Origin of the sequence: Pseudoalteromonas sp. S3178 (assembly GCF_005886985.1) — a bacterium.
Classification (GTDB): domain Bacteria; phylum Pseudomonadota; class Gammaproteobacteria; order Enterobacterales; family Alteromonadaceae; genus Pseudoalteromonas; species Pseudoalteromonas carrageenovora.
Genome location: NZ_PNCW01000036.1, coordinates 82130 through 104176, shown reverse-complemented (window position 1 = coordinate 104176; position 22047 = coordinate 82130). Strand labels below are relative to the sequence as shown.

The window sequence follows — 22047 nt, the reverse complement described above, 5'->3', positions numbered from 1 at the left end:
ATAAATAGCACATTTATCATCAAATTAAAAAGCAATAAAATGGTTATATCAAAATAGACTAATTAGGTAATAGCATGTCCCAGCCCGCTTTATTTATTTCACATGGCTCGCCAATAATGGCAGTTAAGCAATCTCCCACCTCTGATTTTTTATCATCGCTTGGTAAAACGCTTAAAACACCGAGCGCTATTATTATTTTTTCGGCCCATTTTGATGTTGCTAACGATGACTCAAGCCATAACATAGTGATTACTGCAGGCAAAGCGCCCAAAACCATTCACGACTTTTATAATTTCCCTGCACACATGTATAACATTAAATATCCCGCACCGGGCGAGCCTTTACTTGCTAGCGTTATTGCAGCGCGCTTTAAAGAAAAAGGCATTGAGGCCGAGCTTAATGCAACCCAAGGCTGGGATCATGGCGTATGGATACCTCTGCGCTTAATGTACCCACAGGCTAATATTCCTATAGTGCAGGTGTCTATAAATACTCGCTTAGGCGCAAAAGCCATGTACGAATTCGGGCAGTTACTTGCCCCACTTCGCGAGCAAAATATATTAATTATTGGCTCCGGCGGAATTAGCCACAACTTGCCCGAAATATTTAAAAAGCCACCTACACCCAACCGTGTGAAAATGGTAAAAGCGTTTACTCAATGGGTTGAACAAACGCTTTTAGCGCAAGACACAGGCGCCCTGTTAGATTATTTAAACCAAGCACCCCATGTGTTATTTAACCACCCTACCCAAGAGCACTTTTTACCATTATTTGCCGCAATGGGTGCAGGCGGCACGCAGGTTGAAAAACTCTTTAGTGATACCGAAATGGATATTTTAGCGCTCGATGCGTATAAGTTTTATTAATTTTAAGCAGTATAGTGCAAGCACCTAGTCGTTTATTTAATCAAAGTGTAATGGGGGTTTACAAAGAGTGGTTAATTAAAACTAACTAAACGAAGGTATAAAGCTAGGGGGGCTCTTAAGAAACTAGGACTTTGATTTTATATTTTTAAATTACAATTAGTTTAGTTATCAAAAGAGTCATTTAGTAACTTTTTTTCCTCACTTATGTTTTCTAATTGTTTAAGCGTAATACCTTCCATTATAGGAGCTATAGCTGCATTGGCATCTTTATACCAAGGTTTATCATTATGGGGCATATTTAGATCGAATGTAAAATTAGCCATAAGGTAGTGTTTTTTATCTAATAAAGTTGCAAAAACGTATTTTTTCTTTGTTTCATTAGAACGAAGCTCAGTATATTTTATCCACTCAATATTATTAAACTTATATTCATTAAATTGAGATATTTCAGGGAAGCCGGCATTAAACATATGAGACTCTATTTGCTCCTGCTTTTCTTCATCTGAAAATGGTGTGGCGCGACGAGCAGAATGAGCTTCTATTTCATTAACTAGTTCAGTGTTATGCCCTTTAAAATATTTTCCTATTGAGGGTGAATTATAATAGTCGTTATATTCTTCCAGAATGGCAAGACCAAGTTCTTCACTACTAGCAACAGGAGATAATAGCTTTCCAAGGGTAATATTTAGACGCAAGTTTCCTAACTCACCTGTCATTGGAGTACGAAATAGAGGCCAGTAAAACCAATAAGACTCGTGAATTGGAATATATTTCGAGTGACGAATTTGACTATGATGATTCTCAAACCAGTTTGGTTCTGTATAAGGATAATTTATAATTTTTGTTCTAGGTGGTTTTAATGGGTTACAAACAGGAAGTGCAACTGTTAATTTAAACTCACCGTCAAGGTAATAATAATCTTCCTGAATATTTTTAAAATCAGGGCCTCCGCGGTAGTTCCTGAGTATTTTTTTCAATAGCATCTAAATATCCTTCTAATACAACCGCTTTATGTATTTTTTTCTATATAGTTTAGTACATCTTGTGCTCTACGATGATTGCCAGCTAAGCGTAGTTGAGTGTGGTAAGACTCGAGCCCCAGATATGGTAACGTATGGGGACTAGTTAATTCCGTACCTAAAAAAGTTAACCCCATAAACTTTAAGCTACGTACCAAACTGCTTGGGGATAAATTATTTTGTCCTGCCATATTAGGTACTACGTCAAACGGGTTACTATTAGCTTGATGCACTAACATACCTAACCTCGCAGCTGCGGATTTTAATCGTGGAAGGTACGCTCCAGGAGAGTGAACGGCTACTTGTTGGGAAGTTAGTTTAATAGTGTGGGTTTTAGCATATTCTTCAAGTGCCGCAGTAAAGATAATAGCACCTTGACTGTGCACGACCCATTTTATTTTTTTCCCCTGTTGCTGAGATTGAAAAAAAATAGCCGCTAAATGTTGTGCATTTTGTGATTTAGTGCCTTTACGTTTATCAAATATGCACTCAACAACGTCATAGAGCATGCGATCCGTTGGGTTGTGAAATAAAGTGTATGTATCAAAACTATCCTTAGGGTAAGCTACATCTAAATGAGCACCCATTAACCAAGTAGCTTTATTTAGACCATTCTGCATTCCATTAACTGCGGCATGCTGATTAGATACTTGAGTGGCGCCAGAACCAGATAATCCCCATGAATCTTTATTTTGCTGTAACTCATCACTATCCCAAGCCCCATTAAAGCGTCCACCTTGACGTTTGACGTTATACAGCATGTTACGCTCTAGACTTTCTCTTGGCTTTGGTCCAGTGGCATTAGTATCGAAGTATATATCGTGAATCACAACTTGATTATCTGCAGTGATTTTAAAGTCAATTAAATAGTGATAAGACTTGAACTGATTTTTAGAGCGAAATAAGCGTTTAAATGGGAGAGTGCTATGTTTAACTGAACTACAACTATTGGGGTTATTGCAAACAAAAGTAATTTCTTCGATAACTTTTTGTTGATCAAATCGATTTAAACTGCCAAGCATAGCTAAAGCTTGTTTCGTTATTAAAATCCGAGTACTTTTTAGTTCTACTGGGTTATAAATCAAGTTATAAGATTGAGCTACATTTTCATCTAAGGCTATATATTCAAAAGCCGATGCTTTCCCTGAGTGCTTCCAAGTCATAATGTTCATCCTTTTACATTTTATAGGAACAAATAATATCTATTCGTAAACATTTCGTCTAGTGTATTTTTAAATCAATTTATAATACTGAAAAATAGTAGTCTTTAGTTTTAACTAGCTAAGCCAAGTTCCACTCTTTTTTACACAGCTATAAGAGTAATTAATGATAAGTTAAAACCTTTTTTACCAATATGATAATTAATACTTTAGCGTCTAAAGCAAATAAGCTTTGTTAATTTGAGCAAGTGTTCAAAGTAAGTTAAGCTCAGAGCGACTAATCTACAAGTAACTTAAATTTATAGGGAGCAAACATGGCAACCACACTCGCATTTGACGTATACGGCACGCTTATAAATACCCATGGCGTACTGACCTTACTTGAAGATATGATTGGCGATAACGCGCAAAACTTTTCAAATACATGGCGTGAAAAACAATTGGAATATTCGTTTAGACGCGGATTAATGCAAAACTATATACCGTTTTCATTATGTACAAAACATGCCCTCGATTACGCGTGTTTAGCGCATAAAACGCTGCTTAGCGACGATCAAAAACAGCAATTGCTTGAGCAATATAAAATTTTACCGGCCTTTGACGATGTTAAAAAAGGCCTTGAGCAACTTAAAGCGCAAAATTACCGGTTGTTCGCATTTTCAAATGGCGCTGCTGATGCGGTTAATAAATTACTCGAAACTGCAGGTATTAGTGAGCTTTTTGAAGGGGTAGTAAGCGCTGATGATATGAAAACATTTAAGCCAAATCCAGGTGTTTACAGCCATTTTTTACGCGAAACCAACTCAACGGGTGCAAATACGTGGCTCATATCGAGTAATCCGTTTGATATAACCGGCGCTATTTCGCATGGTATGCGCGGTGCGTGGATAAAACGCTCAGAAGACTCTATTTTTGATCCGTGGGAAATTCAGCCAACTACTATTGCCACTGACTTAGTGGATTTAGAAAACAAGCTCGAAAAGATCAATTAAGCCGCATTTGTACTTTTATATCCCTCTTTACTGCTTTAGCTGTAAAGAGGGTTTAGCCCTTATTTTGTTAGTCCGCCTAAAATACCCAAGCTTTAAATTAACCTTTCCCCAATTTTCAAACTAACAAATCCTTACTAATTAGAGTGCACTTTAAATATTTGCATAGCTCGCTTTATATACTCTGTTAGTTTTAAATGTAATTCCTTATAACTAATTACTTTCCCTTGAATACGATAATAACCCTATATTTAGTCCTTAATCATTATTGATAATGCAAATTGTTACCATTAAGATCCTTGAACCCAAATAAGTACCAAGGAGCGAAATATGTCACAATTACAAACTGCACAGCTCAGCCCTATCCAAAACCAAGCTTTATTTGAGCAAAATGGCCTTCCGCCGCAATTTAATCTTGATCAGTTTATTAACTACCAAATAGCATCATTGCAAGGGCTTTCGGCTGTGCAACAAGCTATGGCAAAAGCACAAAAGCCGTTTTCTGGCGTGGCAGTTAATACACTTGCCGCCACTGTTAACAATGTAGATTTAGCCAAACCTCTCGCTGATTTTCCTGCGGTATTAAACGAGCTTAAAAGCGTATATTTAGATCACGCTGTGTATTTTCATCATCCGCGTTACATGGCGCATTTAAATTGCCCTGTTACGTACCCTGCGGTTGTGGCTGAGCACATCATTGGCGCAATCAACACTTCAGTAGACACGTGGGATCAAAGTGCTGGCGCGACCCTTATTGAACAAAAATTAATTGATTGGAGCTGTGAAAAGGCAAAGCTACCGAGTACTGCCGATGGCGTTTTTACAAGTGGTGGTACACAATCGAATTTAATGGCGATGCTTGTTGCACGCGAAGTAGCCGTGAGCCGTTATGCCCCTGATCACCAAGTAAAACTACAAGGTTTGCCAAACGTTGCCTCGCGTTTTCGTATTTATTGCTCAGAGGTGGCGCATTTTAGTATTCAAAAGGCTGCGGCGTTATTGGGATTAGGTTATAACGCGGTAGTTCCTGTGGTTACAAACAGCAAAATGCAAATGGATATGGACGCGCTTAACCATGCAATTGCAGATTCTAAAGCCAAGGGCGATTTACCCATAGCGGTGGTTGTTACCGCCGGTACGACCGATTTCGGCTCAATTGACCCTATTGAAGACATAGCAAAACTTGCTAAAAAAGAGCAGCTTTGGTGCCATGTAGATGGCGCATACGGCGGCGGATTATTAGTGAGTGAGCATCACCGTAGTGCCCTAAACGGTATAGAACAAGTAGATTCAATTACCATAGATTACCATAAATCGTTTATGCAACCGGTTAGCTGCAGTGCCTTTTTGTTAAGTGACAAACGCCACTTTAGCCATATTACACTTTACGCCGACTACCTAAACCCATTAGCGGAAGCCGGTAATGGCACACCAAATTTAGTTGATAAAAGCTTACAAACCACACGCCGTTTTGATGCCTTAAAACTTTGGTTAACACTGCGCACTATGGGCGAGGCGCCACTTGGCCGAGCGTTTGATAAAGTAATTGGCCTTGCTCGTCAAACCCATATTGTGCTTAACGAGCACCCTGATTTTGACGTTATAAATTACCCAGAGCTTAGCGCGCTGGTATTTCGCTTTGCGCCTGAGGCGCTAAAACATAATCCCGATTTACTCGACACCCTAAACCTGCACGTACGCCAAACATTTTTAAAAACCGGTGACACCATGATCGCGCGCACCAAAATTAACGGCCGTCATTATCTTAAATTTACGTTACTTAATGCCCAGTGCCAATTGAGTGATGTGCGCGCCGTGCTTGAACAAATTAGCACTATTGCGTGGCAAACGTATAAGGAGCAAAAATAATGAGCAACCAACCTTATGATTTTATAGCCATTGGTCTTGGCCCGTTTAATTTATCGTTAGCGTGTTTAAGTGAACCACTAGAGGGCGTTAAAAGTTTATTTTTAGAGCAGCGTAGCCAATTTGATTGGCACCCAGGGATGATGCTAGAAGGGGTTACCTTGCAAACGCCGTTTATGTCTGACTTGGTGACCCTTGCCGATCCTACTAGCCAGTACAGTTTTTTAAATTATGCCAAGCTTAATAATCGCTTATACCCATTTTATATTCGTGAGAGCTTTTTTTTACTGCGTAAAGAGTACAACCTTTATTGCCAATGGGTGTGCTCGCAGTTGAGTAACGTAAGCTTTGAGCAAAGTGTAACTAAGGTTGAATTTTGCCAGCAAACTCAGTGCTATACCGTTACCTGTAATACTCCAGGCGGTGAGCAACACTATGTTACGCGCCACTTAGTGCTTGGCACCGGCCCTGCCCCATATATTCCTGATTGCGCAGTGCAAAGTAATTCTAATAACGTAATGCACAGTAGCGACTTTTGCCACCGTCTTGATGAGCTAAAATCCGCTAAACGCGTAACTGTTGTGGGAGCAGGACAAAGTGCTGCCGAAATTTATCACACCCTATTACAACAAGCCGTGCCACACGGTTTGCAACTAGATTGGATAGCTCGCTCGCCGCGTTATTTTCCGCTGGAGTACACCAAACTCACCCTCGAGATGACCTCACCTGAATATGTTGATTACTTTTATAATTTAAAAACCGAGCAACGAGATTGGCTTAACCAAAATCAAAAAAACTTATTTAAAGGCATAAATGGCGATTTAATTAACGACATTTTTGACACCCTTTACGCGCAAAGCTTAGATGGACCCATATCTACCACATTTAAAACGAACAGCAAACTTACTAATACGCGTAAGAGTGCTGGGCGTTTAGTGACTGAGTTTTACCATCAAGAGCTAAATGAAGCCTTTGAAATAAAAACCGATTACTTAATTTGTGCCACGGGCTTTAAATACAAGCGTCCCGCTTTTTTAAACCCCATTGCACAGCAGCTCCCTGAAGATGATCAAGGCCGTTATATAGTAAGCCGTGAATACGCAATAGATACCGACCAAAAACGTATATTTGTACAAAATGCAGAGCAGCACACCCATGGTTTTGTAACACCCGATTTAGGCATGGCGTGTTATCGCAACAGTATAATTTTGCAAGAAATACTCGGCTATGCGCCGTATCAGGTTGAGCAAAAAATTGCATTTCAGTGCTTTGATTTAAGTGATGTAGAGACTCATTCACAGCAAAAGAGTAATGCCGCATGAGTTTACGTTTAGCGCTTATTTTACTGACGGTTATTTCAGTGGTATGCGACACCTTATTACTGCCGTTTTATCCGCAATTTTTTGTCAGCGAATTTTCTGTAAGTAACCCCACGCTTATTGGGGTGTTTGTAGCTAACTGTTGTATTACCGTTATGCTCGCGCTGCCCCTGTGGGCAAAGGTTGCTAAAAAATACCACGAGCTGGCTCTGTGGCTTGTAACGCAAGTGATTGCCGCATGCTTTGGGTTGCTTTGTTATTTTGCAACTAACGTGTGGGAATTTTGGTTTTATTACCAACTTATGTTGGTACTTAAGGCCAGTTACCTGCTTATTTATCCGTTTGCACTGCGTTTAGAGCAGCAAAGTAAGCACCTTTCTATTATTGGGTTGTTTTCGGTACTTATGCACTTTGGCGCTATTGGTGGTGCATTAGTGGGCGGGCACTTTTTTAGCTTAAACGAACCGCGTTATGCACTGTTATTAAGTGCTGCGGGCGATGTAATACAAGTGCTGCTGTGCGCCTATTTAATGCTGAGCTTAAAGCTAGGTATTTATCAGCAAGCGGTTGAAAGCGAAAAACCACGTACTCGCACACCGTATTTTATTTGGCAATTTTGTTTTATAAGCGTGGTTGTTTACTTTAGCGCCTTTTTAATTAGGCCGTTTTTTACTACCCATTGGCAAGGAATGAGCGCGCAAAGCAGTGCATTTCAAAGTGCGCTTGTGTACGCCATTCCTGCTTTTGCAGCGCTACTTATGCTGCTGTTTAACCACTTTAGGCAGCACTTACCTCTTCCTACACTTAGCCGAACTAGTACGTTTTCGTGTGCGCTTATTTTTGGCGCTATTGGGCTTTATTTACAGGCGCAAGAGTCGGTGTGGTTAGTTGTCAGCTCGCGCGTTTTATACGGTATAGCGCTGTTTCAAGTAATGGTTTTATTAGAGGTTATGTTATTTGCTAAAAGTGAGCCTGCTCACTACGGCAGTGATTTTGCCAAAGTGCATGTTGCGCAAAATATTGGCGTTATTTTAGCGTCGTTATTGGTGGGTATGAGTGTGGAATATTTTAGTACAACCGTGCCTTTTTACTTTGCTGCCATTGGCTTTGCAAGCCTTGGCGCTATTTTGCTATGGCGGGTTAAATTTGTTGGCCGCACTGCCACACAGCCACTTAATAATTAAAAGATTTAGGAGTTTTTATGTATTTTTCATCTTTTGTAACCACGTTACAACACACAGGTAATGTGACTATGCGGTTACTACAGCAAAGCGACATGCCTATTATTTGCCAGTGGCTTAAACTGCCTTATGCGCATTTTTGGGGTATGAGTAAACACACACCCGAGCAAATGTGCAGCGCCTATCAAGATATAATAAACAACCCGCATCATCATGCGTATGTTATTGAACAAAATAATGAGCTACTTGCCCTTGTTGAGCTTTACAGCCCAAAGCACGACAAGCTACTCGCAGCTGCCTATGAGGTAATGCCAAACGATACGGGCATGCATATTTTACTTGCCCCAAATACAAAGCCTAAACGCCATTTTAGTTTTGAAATAATGCAGTGTGTATTAAGGAGTATTTTTGCCCATAATGATGATGCGCGCGTAGTGGTAGAGCCCGATATTGCCAATAGTAAAATTCATACCTTAAATAAACGTTTAGGGTTTGTGCATACCCAGCAAATAACCCTGGGTGATAAAAACGCATACCTTGGGCTTTGTAATAAAGCCACGTTTGAAACGCATATAGATTTACATCACAAATCGCAAACGCCAATAAACACCGACTATGTAAAGTTTGATCACTGGCAGTGGGCAAATAGGCACTTACAAAGTAAAGCCATTAGCGAGCTTGTACACGAGCGCTTATTGGTTGAAGAGCAAACCCAGCAAGGTTTTAAAGTCAATATTGAAGGGGGTTACTTTTTATTTAATGGCCGCGCTATGGCGCTTAACCACATAGATATAGACGAGCCAAGCTTATGTTTTTATAACCTTAACAATGAGCAAGTAGCGCTTGATGTACTGCACTTTTTTAGTGTGCAAGGCCCTGCGCTGGGTTTAACTGGTGAGCGTTTAGCCACCTACCTTGAAGAGCTTAACGCCACACTTGCCAGTGCCTGTTATAAACGCGAAAACAACACGCTTAGCGCAGCCGAACTTGCGAAATTAGGGCTGCAACAAATAGAGGCTGCAATGAGCGAAGGCCACCCTGCATTTGTGGCTAATAATGGCCGAATTGGTTTTAGCAAAAGCGACTTTTTACGCTATGCGCCAGAAGTGGGTAAACCGTTTAAAGTGCTGTGGTTAGCGGCGCACAAAACAGTATGTGATTTTGCTTATAGTGAATACTTTAGTGACTACCCAAGCCATATTAGTGGCGAGCTTGATTTAACCACTCGTGATGCGTTTAACAAAGCGCTAAAAGCGCAAAACCTAAACCCCGACGACTACCTATTTATGCCGGCTCATCCGTGGCAGTACCAGCATAAATTAAGTGTGGTGTTTGCCAACGAGTTTGCCAATAACCGCTTAGTGTATTTAGGAGAAGGTGACGATTTATATCAAGCGCAGCAATCTATTCGTACGTTATATAACTGCTCACACCCGCATAAACCGTATTTAAAAGTGGCGCTGTCTATTTTAAATATGGGCTTTATGCGCGGGCTTTCGCGTGCATATATGGCGGTCACTCCGGCTATAAATGATTGGGTGTTTAATAAAGTAAACCACGACCCAACACTTAGCGCGTGTAACTTTACAGCACTTAGAGAGTACGCCACGTTAGGTTATGCGCATCACACCTTTGAGCAAAGTGCACTCGGTGATACGCCGTATCGTAAAATGTTTGCGTGTTTATGGCGCGAAAACCCAAACCATAATTTACAAAATAATGAGCAGCTCACCACCATGGCCGCATTGCTGCACCTAGATAACAACGGTAAAAGTATGGCAGGCGCATTAATAGATCAAAGCGGTTTAACCACACATGCTTGGCTGCAAAGCTATTTTAACGCCTACCTTATTCCTTTAGTGCATTGTTTTTATGCCCATAAATTAGTGTTTATGCCCCACGGCGAAAACCTCATTTTAAAGCTTAAAAATTCAGTGCCTGTGGGTGTTTATATGAAAGACATAGGCGAAGAAGTCGCGCTGCTTAATAGCACTGAGTCTTTACCTGAGGAAGTGTCGCGTATTCATATTGCTATGCCTAAAGAGCTTGAATTACTAAGTATATTTACCGACGTATTTGACTGCTTTTTTAGATACCTAGTCGCTATTTTAGTAAGAGAAGCGCGCATTACCGAGCACGATTTTTGGCAAGGCGTTGCGCAAAGTGTAAACGCGTATCAACAAGCCAACCCAGCCTTAAATGAGCGCTTTAAAGAGTATGACTTTTTTAGTGATGAATTTGCACACTCTTGCTTAAACCGCTTACAGCTTGGCAATAATAAGCAAATGGTTGATTTAACCGACCCCGCAGGCAGCTTACAGTTTGCCGGGAATTTAGATAACCCGGTATCGGCAAAGCTGTATGGCTAAGCCTAACACCCTTTCGCACTTTTTATTTTGCCCAAATGAGCCAGTTGCTGCGGCTCATCCAAGCTTAGATTTAGTGCGCAAATTAGCGGTTCATTGCAAGGCGCATTACCCCCATGCGCCTACGCAATTTATTAGCCGGCATTTATATTTGCAGCTTTGTTGGCAAGCTATTTATGCCTATTGTTATTGGCATACGTGCAAACACAACGCGCATAACCCCATGCACTTACAGTTAAAAATGAGCGGCGCCTATAGCCGAGGGTTTACCCTTACAGGCGCGCCTTTATTAAGTAAAACTGAGCAAAACACTGCACTTATTGAGTTTATTAGCTGTGTAGGTAAGTGGATAAATACCGATTATGCGCTGGGTAAAAAAGAGCAAGGACGCTTATTAATCGACACCCTTAACAGCGCATTTGAGCGCGCTCATAGCTTAAATTTAGCAAGTGCTGAGCACATTACACATTGCCATCAACAGCTACATAACTTAATCAATAATCACTTTAATTTAAACACCCCATTTAAATTAACGCCTAGGCGCTTAACGTGCTGTCGTTATTATTTAGCAGGTTACAAAAAATGCCAAACCTGCCCAAAAAAGGATATTAAAACCAATGAACACACGTCTTAAAACGATTGACCTTGCCCGAGGTGCGAGCGTTTTTATTATGATTTTGGTACATACCCTATGGATGTACTCGAGCACAACGCTTCAAAGTGAAAGCCTATTTGGCGCTGTTATTCATATACTTGGTAAAGGCACAGCCTCGTTTTTGGTGGCTATGGGGCTATCTATGGCACTTTCGCGCAGGCAAACACCCATGTTATTAATTAAGCGCGGCATACAGCTTTTACTACTTGCTTATTTAATGAATGCGGCAAAGTTTTGGCTACCCATTGAGGTATTTAACACCATGCCAGAGGCATTTATAAATGCCTATGGCTGGCAAAGTCCATTGAGTGCGGGGCAATTACAATTTATGGTCCTTACAGGTGATATTTTACAACTTGCCGGAGTAAGCTTATTGCTGTTTGGGGCACTTAATATTGCCCGTTGGAAAACCGTATGGATTGCATGCTTAGCCATTGCTATTGCACTTGTAAGCCAGTTTGTAAGGGGCCAGCAGTTCGCGCTTTCGCCGTATATTAGCGATTTGTTTTTTGCTAATAACTACCAAGTTTATTTTCCGGTATTTCCATGGATAAGCGCTATATTAACCGGCTATGTGCTTGGGCGTTTATACATAAATAGCGAGCATAATGCTGCGTACTTATTTAGTGTATGCGCAAAGTTAGGTGCTGCATTATTAATTGTTGGTACAACGTGGCTTATTGCTGATTTTAAGGGACAGTTTGGCAATTTTTTCCATTTAAATGGCGGCGGTATTATTTATTTAATCGGTTTAAATTTATTTGGTTTAGCTGTAATAGAGTATGTATTTGCTAATAAATTCAACGGCCCTATTACACGGGCTCTTTTGTATGCGAGTAAACATGTAACGGCCCTTTACATTATTCAATGGGTGCTAATTTGCTGGCTTATGGGCGTGTTTGGTTATCACACACAATCACTATGGCCAACACTGTGCTTAATGGCCCTTATGGGTTTACTAACCTTTGCAGTGCACAAAGTGTATTTACAAACTAAGCAAAGCATACTGGCAATTAAGCAAAAGCCTAAGCGTACAGCATAAATTAAACTCACAGGGCTGTTACCGGTAAGGTAATAGCCAGCCATAACAAAATGTGCATCAAAAAATGAGCAATATACTCATGAGCTAAGAGTATATAAAATAGTTAACGAGTGCAGTCGTGCTTTTTACTTACCTCGTTATTTATATGCAAGATTGTGTATTCGTCAGTTATTTTGTTTTTGTTTGGAGTTTAGTTTGAAAGTAGAACAGCCTGTATTAGGCAAAACTGGCACGTTAATTTTTTTAGTTATTATTAGTGCATTCCCCCTTTAACTACCGATTTATATTTACCTGCCTTACCTACTATGGTTGAGAAACTAAATACCAACCAGGCCATGGTTAACTTAACGCTTAGCGTATATTTTGCCGCCTACGCAATAGGATTATTATTTTGGGGACCGCTGAGCGAAAAGTTTGGTCGTAAACCTATTTTACTAACGGGCCTTGGAATATACGTAATAGGCAGCGTACTTTGCGCTTTATCTAACTTTGTAGAAATGCTGATAGGTGCTCGCTTATTACAAGCCTTTGGCGGAAGTGCTGTAACGGTTGTAGCTACGGCAATAGTTAAAGATTTGTACGATGGCCGCGAGCGAGAAAAAATTATAGCCACTATTATGTCGCTGGTTATTATTGCTCCTATGGTTGCCCCTGTACTGGGCGCATTGCTATTAAAAATTGCTAATTGGCATATGATGTTTGCTGCTTTGGCGGTATTTGGCTCGTTGGCTATGCTTTTTACCTTTTATTACCGCGAAACCTTGCATACACGCTACGCAGGGTCTGTGTTTCAGTCGTGGGGGCGTTTAGCTGTGGTTGTTAAAAATCCGCCATTTTTATCGTTATTGGCTGTTTTTACTATTGTTCCTATGGCGTTAATGTCGTTTTTAGCTGCGGGTTCGTACGTGTATATAAATGGCTTTGGTTTATCTGAGCAAGCCTTTAGTTATGCTTTTGCAGCTAATGCGCTGTGTGCGTCATTTGGGCCAACGCTTTATATGCGGCTTTCTGCGCGTGTATCTATAAAAAAAATAATTACCGCTAGCTTTGTAATACTCACAGCATGTGGTGTTAGCACTATTTTTATAGGCGGTTTATCGCCTTGGATTTTTGGTGCGCTGGCAGCAATAGCTACTTTAACCGTTATTATTACCCGCGTGCCCGGTACTAATTTAATGTTAGAGCAGCAAACAACGGATACGGGCTCTGCTGTAGCTGTTATTCAGTTTTGCTCTATGATTGCAGGCGCAATAGGCATGGCGCTTGTATCGCTTAATGCAGATACGTTAATTAAAAACTTAGGGTTTATTCAGCTAAGTATTGGCCTCATAGCGCTTACTTTGTGGCTGGTATTTAAAAATAAGGCGTATGTAAGCGCCTATATGTCTAAGGTTTAAACTCTCTAAAACCAAAGAGGTAGTACAGCAAATAAAAGCTGACTGTACTGCCTTTTTTAAATTTATTCCTCTGCTTTTATTGCTTCAATTACGGTATTCATGCGCTTTGCCATTGGCCTATTTCGGTGATGGCATACATAAATATTTTCACTGATTGGATTAGCTAAATGATGCGTTTTAATAAGCGTAGGTTTATTAAATGCGCTAACAGCATGCGCAGGTAAAACCGTAAAACCCAGCCCTAAACTTACCGGCTCCAGTATTAAACTTATTTGGTTAGAAAACCCCGTGCGCTTAATTTGATCAACATGTTCAAACTCACTGTAGTTTTCGCTAAGTAATAGCTGCGCGTGGTGTTTTGCATCGGGGTGGCCAATAAAGCCAAGCTCACATAAAACCTCCCACGTTGGGTTTTTAATATGTGCGGGGGTGACAAGTAGTAAGGCTTCTTTACCAATTTTGTGGCTAGTAACTTCGCTAAACGTGGGGGCTTGGGTTAAAAAGCCTATGTCGGCACTGTGGTTTGCCACAGCTTGCTCTACACTTGTATTGGGTGCAAAGCGATAATCAATATTTAGCTCGGTATGCTCAGCCTGCAATGCTAATAGCTGGCTATAAAACTTAAGCCCACAACTACCTGGTGATTGTATTTTTACAAGGCCGCTGTAAGGCGAGTCATCTTTTAATTGTTGCTCTAAAAATTGCCATTCTTTTAATAGCAAACTGCCTTGCTGATATAAGTTTTGCCCATGTACGGTAAGGGTAAATTGTTTGCCGTGGCGCTCTAATAGCGCGCAGTTTACTTGCTGCTCTAGCTTTTTAATATGCTGGCTCACGCCAGATTGGGTCATAAAAAGGCGCTCGGCGGTTTGGGTAAAGTGATTTACCTCAACCAACGTACAAAACGTGTTTAACCATGTAGGGTTTATCATTACAAAACATACTCAAAATGATGATTAATGATAATTTTACTTAATAAAGGCTAGTTCGTAAACTAACTCCATCAACTAAGATAAGCCACACGTTAAAGAGGACATATTATGAGTCATACATATCCACGTAGTTTTTCGCACATTGGTATTTCAGTACCGGATGTTGAAAAAGCAGTAGAGTTTTACACTAAGGTGATGGGCTGGTACACCATAATGGAGCCTACCGTGATCACTGAAGATAACAGCCCCATTGGCGAAATGTGTACCGATGTATTTGGTCCAGATTGGGAAAAATTTAAAATAGCGCACCTTTCAACAGGCGACCGTATTGGTGTAGAAATTTTTGAATTTAAAGACCAAGAAAACCCTAAAGACAATTTTGAATACTGGAAAACCGGTATCTTTCATTTTTGTGTACAAGACCCAGATGTAGAAGGCTTAGCGGATCGTATTGTTGCTGCAGGCGGTAAAAAACGTATGCCAGAGCCTCGTTACTACTACCCTGGCGAAAAGCCGTACCGCATGATCTACATGGAAGACCCATTTGGTAACATCCTTGAGATTTACAGCCACAGCTACGAGCTTATTTACAGCGCAGGCGCTTACTAAGTCGCACTTAGCTTAAAGTACATAGTTTAAAACAAAGGCCGCAGTATTTATTACTGCGGCCTTTTTTATTAGGAGGTTCAATTTTTAAAGGTGCTAACTTTTAGCACCAAGCGAGCTATGCAGGGCATTTTTATAGGCCTCATACGCGGGTATAGCTGAGGTAATAATAGCGGCAACAGTAATCACGGTTATTACTTTTAGTGTTTCTACATTAAGCATGTTTGCATTTAAAAATAAGCCGTACGTGGCGCCTAGCCAATCACCTAAAAGCCATAAGGTTAAGCTAAGTAAAGCCGTTGCAGCTGCGCTTGCCAGTATTACTAAAATTAAGGCCTCTACCAGTACTAAGCTAAAAATAACGCTTGGCCCTGCGCCCAATACACGTAGTACGGCAATTTCGTTTTTACGCTGCGCCATAGAGGAAAGTAACATGGTTGATAAGCCAAATAACGACGATACCAATACCAAAATACCAATAATGCGTAATAGGTTTTCAACCGTTGCCATCATTTGCCAAAGCTCGGTCATGGCAACACCGGGTAATACAGCCATTAATCTATCGGCTTTATAGTTGTTTATATCGCGCTGTAATTTAAAGGTTGAAAATTTAGACTTTAAACCTAGCATTACTGCGGTAATGCTCCCGGGTGTGGTGTTTACCGAGTCTACATTGTTAAGTAATTTAGCTTGTTTTACCGGTGATAAATGTATGGCCTCAATGGCGTTTAAGCTTACATGTATGGTTTTATCAACCGGTGTGCCTGTGGGGCTAAGTATGCCTTTTATAATAAAGGGAGTATTGTCGTGATGGGTAAAGCTTGTGTTACCAATACCATGAGCAATCACTACGCTGTCGCCAATTTTATAATTGAGCTTTTTGGCTACATCGGCACCTATCACCGCTTCAAATAATGCGTTAAATGGCTGGCCGCTACTAAAAGTAAGTGGTTGCTTAGTGCCGTATTTAAAGTGTTCAAAGTAGCTGTTATTGGTGCCCATTACTCTAAAACCACGGTGCGAATCACCTAACGAAATGGGTATTGCCCATTTAACTAATGAGCTGCCTTTTAGGGTTTCATAGCTTTTATAATTAATATTACTGGTGGGGCTACCCATTCTAAATACCGAATAAAGTAAAAGGTTTAACTGCCCGCTAGGTGCGCCCACAATCATATCTACATCAGAGATGGTTCTGTTAAAGCTCTCTTTGGCTTGCTGGCGAATATGCTCAACACTTAACAACACGCTTATACTTATTAGTAATGATAAAAAAGTAAGTATGACCGATTTACGTCTACTGGCTAAGCTGCTCCACGCTAACGATACTAGCATTTGCTGCCCTCCTCTTTTAAAAGCGAAGTTACATTTACGCTGCGCTCAAAAAATTGTTGTAAGTGCATATCATGACTTACAAATACAAGCGTTATGCCGTGCTGCTTACATAAATCAATGAGTAAGGTCATAAATGCATCGCGCGATGCGGCGTCTAATGCTGAGGTGGGTTCGTCAACTAATAGCAGTTTAGGTTTATTTATTAAAGCGCGGGCAATGGCCACACGTTGCTGCTGGCCAACACTTAGTGTATTTGCTGCTTTGTGCAAAATTGTAGTCGGTAACTTAAGCGCTAAAAGTAGAGCGCTCGCCTCTTGCTCTATTTGCGTATTGTCCGTTTTAGCAAAGTAGCTAGCAAGTTGAATGTTTTTTAAAACACTTAAATACGGTATTAAATTAAATTGCTGAAACACCACGCCAGTGTTCTGCGCTCTAAATTTATCGCGTTTTTTTGACGAAAGCGTTGAAAATGCTTGATCAAGCAAGGTTATATCGCCACTTTGTGGTGTAAGCACCCCTGCTAATAAATTAAGTAATGTGGTTTTACCTGAGCCAGATTCGCCGTGTAAAAACACCTGTTCCCCCTGCTTTAATTGCCAAGTAGGAATATAAAACGAGGTTTTATCGGCTTTGTGGTACTTATAGTTAAGTTGATTAATATGTATGGCAAAGGGAGTTGAGGCCGAAGAGAATGTATTAGGCAAAGATGAGACTCCTATGGTTTGATAATGGTTGATATGTTATAACGTTTTTTATAAAGCCGTAAGCCAATTGAGATGAAAATATGTCAAAAAATGTAACTAAAATGGTTGCTTGGTTTGTTATAGCCTTGGCCAGTTTAGTAATTACGTGTGAGTCAGTGGCTAAAAGTTCAAGCTACGAAGAAATAGAGTGGATTCAGTTAATGCCTAAAGACGATTTAGACGCACTGCTTAATCCGCCAGAGTATTTAACAGAAATTGAAGATGGCTCAGAGCAAGACACACTCGATAGCCTAGGCGCTAAGCCTTTCGAAAACGAGCAAGATAAACGCTACCAGCAAGCATTAAGCTCAGCTCGAGTAATTGAGAGCTATAATAATAAAAATATTCGCGTGCCTGGTTTTATTGTGCCGCTTGAATCAGAAGAAGGTAAGCGCATTAGTGAGTTTTTTGTAGTGCCTTACTTTGGAGCGTGTTTGCATATGCCGCCACCGCCGCCAAACCAAATAATTTATGTTAAATATGAGCAAGGCGTTGAGCTGCAAAGCCTATACGACGCATTTTGGTTTGAAGGAAAAATAATAATAAATACCGTAGAAAACGAATTAGGTACATCGGCTTACGAGCTCAAGTTAGACCGAGTTTTACCGTACGAGGATTAAAGTGAAATACATAAATATAAAACGTGGATTGTGCGGTTTAGCTTTTTTGAGTTCTTTAGGCGCTGGTGCGTGTGAGTTTCATGCGGGCGTGGGATTAAATCAGTTTCATCCTTTTGCTCGGCAACACTTTCAGCCCCCTATTTTACAAAATTTCTCGTTTGAACACGCTAAACAAGCACAGGTAAAAGTGGGTAACCCCAGCACGGCAAGCTTTAGTTACTTAATACCTAAACGTTACAGCGCGGTAAGTGTAAAATTTGTTGCACCTAAAAATATTAAATTAACTGGGGCCGCTTCTGTACAACTTGCCAGTACCCGGGGTATTCATCGTTTAAAATACGTGGCAAATAAGGCAGGCAATAGTGAAATTGTTATTCAAATTAACGGCATTTTAAATGCAAAGCCCTTCACGCTTGAACAAAAAATAAGTGTGGCGGCCAGTTGATATAACTTACATTTAGATTAAATACAAAAAGGGCTAACGTAACGTTAGCCCTTTTTTTATACCTAAATTAAAAGCAGCTTTGCTGCAGTTTATGCGTTTTTACCACAACACTTTTTATATTTACGCCCGTTCCCACAAACACACGGGTCGTTTCGCCCTACCTTTGGAGTGCCTCGGGTTACAGGGCTTTGCGGTGGCGGGCAGCAGCTTGTGTTAGTGCAGCCTGAGTCTGTTGGGGCTGGTGATTTATCGGTCATACTACTCTTCCTTTTTAATAGTATTTACCACGAACCATACATAGGGTTTGGTAGTAAAAATAATGATTTACCAAGCTTGGGTTGTAGCGTTTTTATATTGGCGCTTTCTTGTGTTACGCCGCTAAAGTCTTCTATGTTATCCCCCACCTGAAACTTAATAACCTGTGGCTGCTGCCAGTTATTATTTTGCCCACTTGGTGAAAAACAATCGGCTGTGCCTTGTGTTACTTGTTGGCGGCGCAAGTCTTTATCGTTAATAAAGTCGTTGTTATTAACGGCGTTTTTGTCAGCCTCTGAACGGCCAATTAAACAGGTGTTTTTAAGTGTGACAGGTAAACCTACTGCTTTTAAATTATTCCATGTGTGCAAATCGTTTTGCTTATTACGGTTAGTTACAAGCGCTATTTTTCCACCGTGTTTATACACCGTTTCTATAAACGATTTAGCACCAGGTACTAGTGTGGCTTTTTCGCTTGCAACCCATGCCTGCCAAGATTGTGGTGTATATCCTTTGCCGTTGAGCTCGGTTTGTTTTTGATAAGCTGAGTTATCAAGCACGGTTTCATCAACATCCATCACGGCTACCCAGTTACTTGCTGTGTTTGGCAATTGCATTACCGCAGCTTTTGCTTGTTCATAGGTTGTAGTTGCTAGTGCTTTGTACTCTTTACTGGTTGTTTGCCATAACACTGCCGACGACAGTGAGTGCGCATTAGCAGCAAGTGAAACCGATACCGCGCAGTGGTCACTCAACATGGCTTTGTTATCCATATTTTTGAATTTATGTACCTGAGCCGACGCTTCAATATTTTGTGCATTCATACCGCCAACAATAATGTGATCGATAGGCGCAGGATAGCGTGCTTGGCACCCTAATAATTGGCTGGTTGTAATACGAGTTGAGCGCTCATCACTTAATAAAGTGCGGGTTAGCCTATTATAAGGTGCTGATATACGGTGGTTAAAATCACCTAAAATTACGTAAGGCGTGCCTGCTGTTTCGTGTTTTTCAACCCAGCTATTAAGCACTGGTGCTTGTTGTGCATAGGTTTTACACGCGGGTGAGTCGCTTTTTAAGTAGTCATCTACAAAGCAGCCGCTTTTCATATGTACGTTAAGTATATCGGTTGGCCCTTGCTGTGTATTAACTGTTATTTGTAATCCGTAGCGCAGCCCTGCTCTTGCTAATCCTAATTGGTCTATAGGAGCTGTATTGAGTACAGGTATTGCTTTTTTTACTGCAAAGGCTACTTTTTGCTGGGTTGATAAAGCCCCCGTTTGTCGGCACGTATAGGCTTTGCTGTCTGCTCGGCTAGACATAATTAGTTGCCAGTCGTCTTCAGAGAATATTTGCTGTAACGCCTCTTTAGATCCCACTTCTTGTAGTGCAATAATATCGGCGTCTAAGTTTTTTGCATACGCTTTCATTGCTGCTATTTCGCTTGGCATTCTGGCTCTACAACCTGTATCTATTGGGTATGCAAGGTGCTCAACATTCCAAGTCGCTATTTTTAAAGCAGGCAGAGTTTGAGCTTGTAGCTGCGAGGCAGACTGCGCTGAAAAACTTTCATTAGTATTTTTGGCTAGGTTAGATGTACAGCCAACACTAAGCGCACTGACTAAAGCAATGGTTAATGTATTAAATGTGTTCATGGTTGGTTTTCTCTGAGTTGGTTTTATTATTAATTAAGCAGTTCATGAGTTGTTGCCCCCACATAGAGTTAATTTGTATCGCTATTATTTCTATGCGACTTTCTTGGCAATCGTTTAAGGGGGTAACGGTTAAGGTTTGCTCCGCTAAGTTAAAGCCTACAAACCCTTCGTCTGTTTTTATAACAGCTTTAATTCGCTCTACTCTTAAATTGCTAAACAAAGCGTGCAGCGCGGTTTTACTAAATATGTGTGCTGCACTAATACGCCAGCCAATACTTTGATAGCCTTGAGCGCTATTTTTAATGCACAGTATGCCATTTGTGGGTAACGGCGCTTCGCGGGTACTAATGCCTGAGTTTGTATGAGCATGCGCAGTGCAAGGCGCCGATTGATTATAGCCGCACTCACCTTGTAACAACTCAGGTGCTATTTCACCTTGTGTAGTAAACACTATTTGCTGTGTTTGGTTTGCGCGGTTTATTACGTAATCAGTTAATGTTTCAGCGTCATTTTGAGCGTATAAATCGTGTTTGTTACCTACAATAATATCTGCAATATCAATTTGCTGATTAAACGTAGCGTGGCTTGTATAACGCGAGTCATTGAGCTTTCTGGCATCAACTAAAGTAACTGTTTTTTGTAAGCTCAGTACATTTTTATAATGCGATGATGAAAGTGTTTGTAATACTTCTTTTGGGTGGCCAAGCCCTGTGGGTTCAATTAAAAGTCTATCTGGGTTTGCTTGTTTTAGCAGCTGATTAAGAGCAACTTGCATTGGCACGCCGGCGGTACAGCACATACAGCCACCGGGTACTTCGCGAATAAATATGCCGCTGTTTGGGCTTTGTTGCCCATTAAGTAGCGCGCCATCAATACCTACTTCGCCAAACTCGTTTACTAATACCGCCCAGCGCTCAGTGCGTGGTTTGGTTTTAAGTAGCGATACAATAGCGCTGGTTTTTCCGGCACCTAAAAACCCACTAATAATATTAGTGGGTATTGCTTTTAGCGTTTGCTTATTAAAGTTCATTAGCCAATTTCTTGTAACCTTTTACCAAATCGTGATTTGCAGACACCACCGATTCAGAAAATGTTGAATATTCTGGCGGCACTTTGCTTATGCTGTTTAAATCAAAGTCGGGTTCTATATTGGTCATTGGCGGTACATGAAAATCTTTAGGTAAATCTAATCCATCAACAACGCAGTTATGCCTAACTACACACCCATTTCCCACATGCGATCTAAATACTACCGAATTAAAGCCAATAAATACATCATCCCCTACGCTGCACGGGCCATGAATAATAGAGCGATGCGCTATAGACGTGCGCTCACCAATGGATACAGCGGCACCCGATTTAGAATGTATAACCACGCCATCTTGTATGTTTGAATTTTTTTAAATAATAATTGGCTGCATATCGCCAGTGTCGTCTACTTCATCGGCGCGAATAACCGCATAAGGGCCAATAAATACATTGTCTTCAATTATTACTTTGCCACACACAATGGCTGTTGGGTCTATAAATGCGCTTTGTGCGACGCTTGGCATGTGGCCGTTTGGGTTTTTTCTTAACATTTTTTATCCTACTAAA

General features: G+C 40.8%; 22 protein-coding genes. 12 read left to right on the top strand and 10 right to left on the bottom strand.

Going from position 1 to position 22047, the window contains the following annotated elements:
- Positions 1-74 precede the first annotated feature (74 nt).
- Entirely contained in the window at positions 75-866 is a 792-nt protein-coding gene (locus CWC11_RS11475) for a DODA-type extradiol aromatic ring-opening family dioxygenase (RefSeq protein WP_138682806.1), read from the top strand.
- A gap of 161 nt (positions 867-1027) precedes the next feature.
- On the opposite strand, the gene CWC11_RS11470 is transcribed toward CWC11_RS11475, so the two are convergent.
- Together CWC11_RS11470 and CWC11_RS11465 are read right to left on the bottom strand one after the other, a co-directional pair.
- Entirely contained in the window at positions 1028-1849 is an 822-nt protein-coding gene (locus tag CWC11_RS11470; RefSeq protein WP_138682805.1) for a hypothetical protein, read from the bottom strand.
- Between the two features lie 26 nt (positions 1850-1875).
- Positions 1876-3048 carry a hypothetical protein gene (locus CWC11_RS11465; protein WP_138682804.1) on the bottom strand — a complete coding sequence of 391 codons (1173 nt, stop codon included), beginning with the start codon at positions 3046-3048 and terminating at the stop codon, positions 1876-1878.
- Between the two features lie 311 nt (positions 3049-3359).
- Between CWC11_RS11465 and CWC11_RS11460 the strand changes: the two genes are divergently transcribed.
- From CWC11_RS11460 to CWC11_RS11425, 8 genes are all read left to right on the top strand, one after another.
- On the top strand, positions 3360-4037 hold the full coding sequence (locus tag CWC11_RS11460; protein WP_138682803.1) for a haloacid dehalogenase type II: 678 nt from the start codon (positions 3360-3362) through the stop codon (positions 4035-4037).
- A 327-nt stretch (positions 4038-4364) separates the two neighbouring features.
- Positions 4365-5903 carry a pyridoxal phosphate-dependent decarboxylase family protein gene (locus CWC11_RS11455; RefSeq protein WP_138682802.1) on the top strand — a complete coding sequence of 513 codons (1539 nt, stop codon included), beginning with the start codon at positions 4365-4367 and terminating at the stop codon, positions 5901-5903.
- Positions 5903-7222 carry a lysine N(6)-hydroxylase/L-ornithine N(5)-oxygenase family protein gene (locus CWC11_RS11450; protein ID WP_138682801.1) on the top strand — a complete coding sequence of 440 codons (1320 nt, stop codon included), beginning with the start codon at positions 5903-5905 and terminating at the stop codon, positions 7220-7222. Before CWC11_RS11455 ends, CWC11_RS11450 begins: the two co-directional genes overlap by 1 nt.
- A complete protein-coding gene (locus tag CWC11_RS11445; RefSeq protein WP_138682800.1) occupies positions 7219-8403 on the top strand; it encodes an MFS transporter in 1185 nt (394 codons plus the stop codon). Before CWC11_RS11450 ends, CWC11_RS11445 begins: the two co-directional genes overlap by 4 nt.
- Before the next feature lie 17 nt (positions 8404-8420).
- Positions 8421-10769 (top strand): GNAT family N-acetyltransferase, encoded by a 2349-nt coding sequence (locus tag CWC11_RS11440; protein WP_138682799.1) that lies wholly within the window; start codon positions 8421-8423, stop codon positions 10767-10769.
- Entirely contained in the window at positions 10762-11400 is a 639-nt protein-coding gene (locus tag CWC11_RS11435; protein ID WP_138682798.1) for a hypothetical protein, read from the top strand. The genes CWC11_RS11440 and CWC11_RS11435 overlap by 8 nt, the downstream gene beginning before the upstream one ends.
- Entirely contained in the window at positions 11384-12463 is a 1080-nt protein-coding gene (locus CWC11_RS11430; RefSeq protein ID WP_138682797.1) for a heparan-alpha-glucosaminide N-acetyltransferase domain-containing protein, read from the top strand. The genes CWC11_RS11435 and CWC11_RS11430 overlap by 17 nt, the downstream gene beginning before the upstream one ends.
- Positions 12464-12723: 260 nt before the next feature.
- A complete protein-coding gene (locus CWC11_RS11425) occupies positions 12724-13860 on the top strand; it encodes a multidrug effflux MFS transporter (protein ID WP_283241004.1) in 1137 nt (378 codons plus the stop codon).
- A gap of 62 nt (positions 13861-13922) precedes the next feature.
- Here CWC11_RS11425 and CWC11_RS11420 read toward each other — a convergent pair whose 3' ends face one another.
- On the bottom strand, positions 13923-14792 hold the full coding sequence (locus CWC11_RS11420) for a LysR family transcriptional regulator (RefSeq protein WP_138682796.1): 870 nt from the start codon (positions 14790-14792) through the stop codon (positions 13923-13925).
- A 108-nt stretch (positions 14793-14900) separates the two neighbouring features.
- Between CWC11_RS11420 and CWC11_RS11415 the strand changes: the two genes are divergently transcribed.
- Entirely contained in the window at positions 14901-15401 is a 501-nt protein-coding gene (locus CWC11_RS11415) for a lactoylglutathione lyase family protein (RefSeq protein ID WP_055018988.1), read from the top strand.
- A gap of 93 nt (positions 15402-15494) precedes the next feature.
- Here the strand turns inward: CWC11_RS11415 and CWC11_RS11410 are convergent, their stop codons facing one another.
- Both CWC11_RS11410 and CWC11_RS11405 read right to left on the bottom strand, forming a co-directional pair.
- On the bottom strand, positions 15495-16733 hold the full coding sequence (locus CWC11_RS11410; RefSeq protein WP_138682795.1) for an ABC transporter permease: 1239 nt from the start codon (positions 16731-16733) through the stop codon (positions 15495-15497).
- On the bottom strand, positions 16727-17437 hold the full coding sequence (locus CWC11_RS11405) for an ABC transporter ATP-binding protein (RefSeq protein WP_502704798.1): 711 nt from the start codon (positions 17435-17437) through the stop codon (positions 16727-16729). Before CWC11_RS11405 ends, CWC11_RS11410 begins: the two co-directional genes overlap by 7 nt.
- Before the next feature lie 80 nt (positions 17438-17517).
- Between CWC11_RS11405 and CWC11_RS11400 the strand changes: the two genes are divergently transcribed.
- A complete protein-coding gene (locus CWC11_RS11400) occupies positions 17518-18096 on the top strand; it encodes a DUF3299 domain-containing protein (RefSeq protein ID WP_138682793.1) in 579 nt (192 codons plus the stop codon).
- A 1-nt stretch (position 18097) separates the two neighbouring features.
- Positions 18098-18541: a hypothetical protein gene (locus CWC11_RS11395; protein WP_138682792.1), complete on the top strand. Its 444-nt coding sequence runs from the start codon at positions 18098-18100 to the stop codon at positions 18539-18541.
- An 89-nt stretch (positions 18542-18630) separates the two neighbouring features.
- Here CWC11_RS11395 and CWC11_RS11390 read toward each other — a convergent pair whose 3' ends face one another.
- Genes CWC11_RS11390 through CWC11_RS22980 form a run of 5 tightly spaced genes read right to left on the bottom strand, consistent with a single transcriptional unit; the run spans position 18631 to position 22031 of the window.
- The gene (locus CWC11_RS11390) at positions 18631-18798 is read right to left on the bottom strand and encodes an SEC-C metal-binding domain-containing protein (RefSeq protein WP_138682791.1); all 168 of its coding nucleotides are present in this window, start codon (positions 18796-18798) and stop codon (positions 18631-18633) included.
- A 24-nt stretch (positions 18799-18822) separates the two neighbouring features.
- Positions 18823-20451 carry an HAD family acid phosphatase gene (locus CWC11_RS11385; protein ID WP_138682790.1) on the bottom strand — a complete coding sequence of 543 codons (1629 nt, stop codon included), beginning with the start codon at positions 20449-20451 and terminating at the stop codon, positions 18823-18825.
- On the bottom strand, positions 20438-21481 hold the full coding sequence (locus CWC11_RS11380) for a CobW family GTP-binding protein (RefSeq protein ID WP_138682789.1): 1044 nt from the start codon (positions 21479-21481) through the stop codon (positions 20438-20440). The genes CWC11_RS11385 and CWC11_RS11380 overlap by 14 nt, the downstream gene beginning before the upstream one ends.
- Positions 21471-21827, bottom strand: a complete 357-nt coding sequence (locus tag CWC11_RS22985) for an LbetaH domain-containing protein (protein ID WP_212748086.1) — start codon at positions 21825-21827, stop codon at positions 21471-21473. Before CWC11_RS22985 ends, CWC11_RS11380 begins: the two co-directional genes overlap by 11 nt.
- A 24-nt stretch (positions 21828-21851) precedes the next feature.
- Positions 21852-22031, bottom strand: coding sequence for an LbetaH domain-containing protein (locus CWC11_RS22980; protein WP_212748085.1), 180 nt, complete (start codon positions 22029-22031; stop codon positions 21852-21854).
- Positions 22032-22047: the final 16 nt, after the last annotated feature.

Coding starts and splice junctions, on each gene's coding strand:
- CWC11_RS11410 (WP_138682795.1), bottom strand. CDS start 16,733: ATGCTAGTATCGTTAGCGTGGAGCAGCTTAGCCAGTAGACGTAAATCG.
- CWC11_RS11440 (WP_138682799.1), top strand. CDS start 8,421: ATGTATTTTTCATCTTTTGTAACCACGTTACAACACACAGGTAATGTG.
- CWC11_RS11390 (WP_138682791.1), bottom strand. CDS start 18,798: ATGACCGATAAATCACCAGCCCCAACAGACTCAGGCTGCACTAACACA.
- CWC11_RS11380 (WP_138682789.1), bottom strand. CDS start 21,481: ATGAACTTTAATAAGCAAACGCTAAAAGCAATACCCACTAATATTATT.
- CWC11_RS11420 (WP_138682796.1), bottom strand. CDS start 14,792: ATGATAAACCCTACATGGTTAAACACGTTTTGTACGTTGGTTGAGGTA.
- CWC11_RS11460 (WP_138682803.1), top strand. CDS start 3,360: ATGGCAACCACACTCGCATTTGACGTATACGGCACGCTTATAAATACC.
- CWC11_RS11450 (WP_138682801.1), top strand. CDS start 5,903: ATGAGCAACCAACCTTATGATTTTATAGCCATTGGTCTTGGCCCGTTT.
- CWC11_RS11435 (WP_138682798.1), top strand. CDS start 10,762: ATGGCTAAGCCTAACACCCTTTCGCACTTTTTATTTTGCCCAAATGAG.
- CWC11_RS22980 (WP_212748085.1), bottom strand. CDS start 22,031: ATGTTAAGAAAAAACCCAAACGGCCACATGCCAAGCGTCGCACAAAGC.
- CWC11_RS11465 (WP_138682804.1), bottom strand. CDS start 3,048: ATGACTTGGAAGCACTCAGGGAAAGCATCGGCTTTTGAATATATAGCC.
- CWC11_RS11385 (WP_138682790.1), bottom strand. CDS start 20,451: ATGAACACATTTAATACATTAACCATTGCTTTAGTCAGTGCGCTTAGT.
- CWC11_RS11475 (WP_138682806.1), top strand. CDS start 75: ATGTCCCAGCCCGCTTTATTTATTTCACATGGCTCGCCAATAATGGCA.
- CWC11_RS11430 (WP_138682797.1), top strand. CDS start 11,384: ATGAACACACGTCTTAAAACGATTGACCTTGCCCGAGGTGCGAGCGTT.
- CWC11_RS11445 (WP_138682800.1), top strand. CDS start 7,219: ATGAGTTTACGTTTAGCGCTTATTTTACTGACGGTTATTTCAGTGGTA.
- CWC11_RS11415 (WP_055018988.1), top strand. CDS start 14,901: ATGAGTCATACATATCCACGTAGTTTTTCGCACATTGGTATTTCAGTA.
- CWC11_RS11400 (WP_138682793.1), top strand. CDS start 17,518: ATGTCAAAAAATGTAACTAAAATGGTTGCTTGGTTTGTTATAGCCTTG.
- CWC11_RS11470 (WP_138682805.1), bottom strand. CDS start 1,849: ATGCTATTGAAAAAAATACTCAGGAACTACCGCGGAGGCCCTGATTTT.
- CWC11_RS11455 (WP_138682802.1), top strand. CDS start 4,365: ATGTCACAATTACAAACTGCACAGCTCAGCCCTATCCAAAACCAAGCT.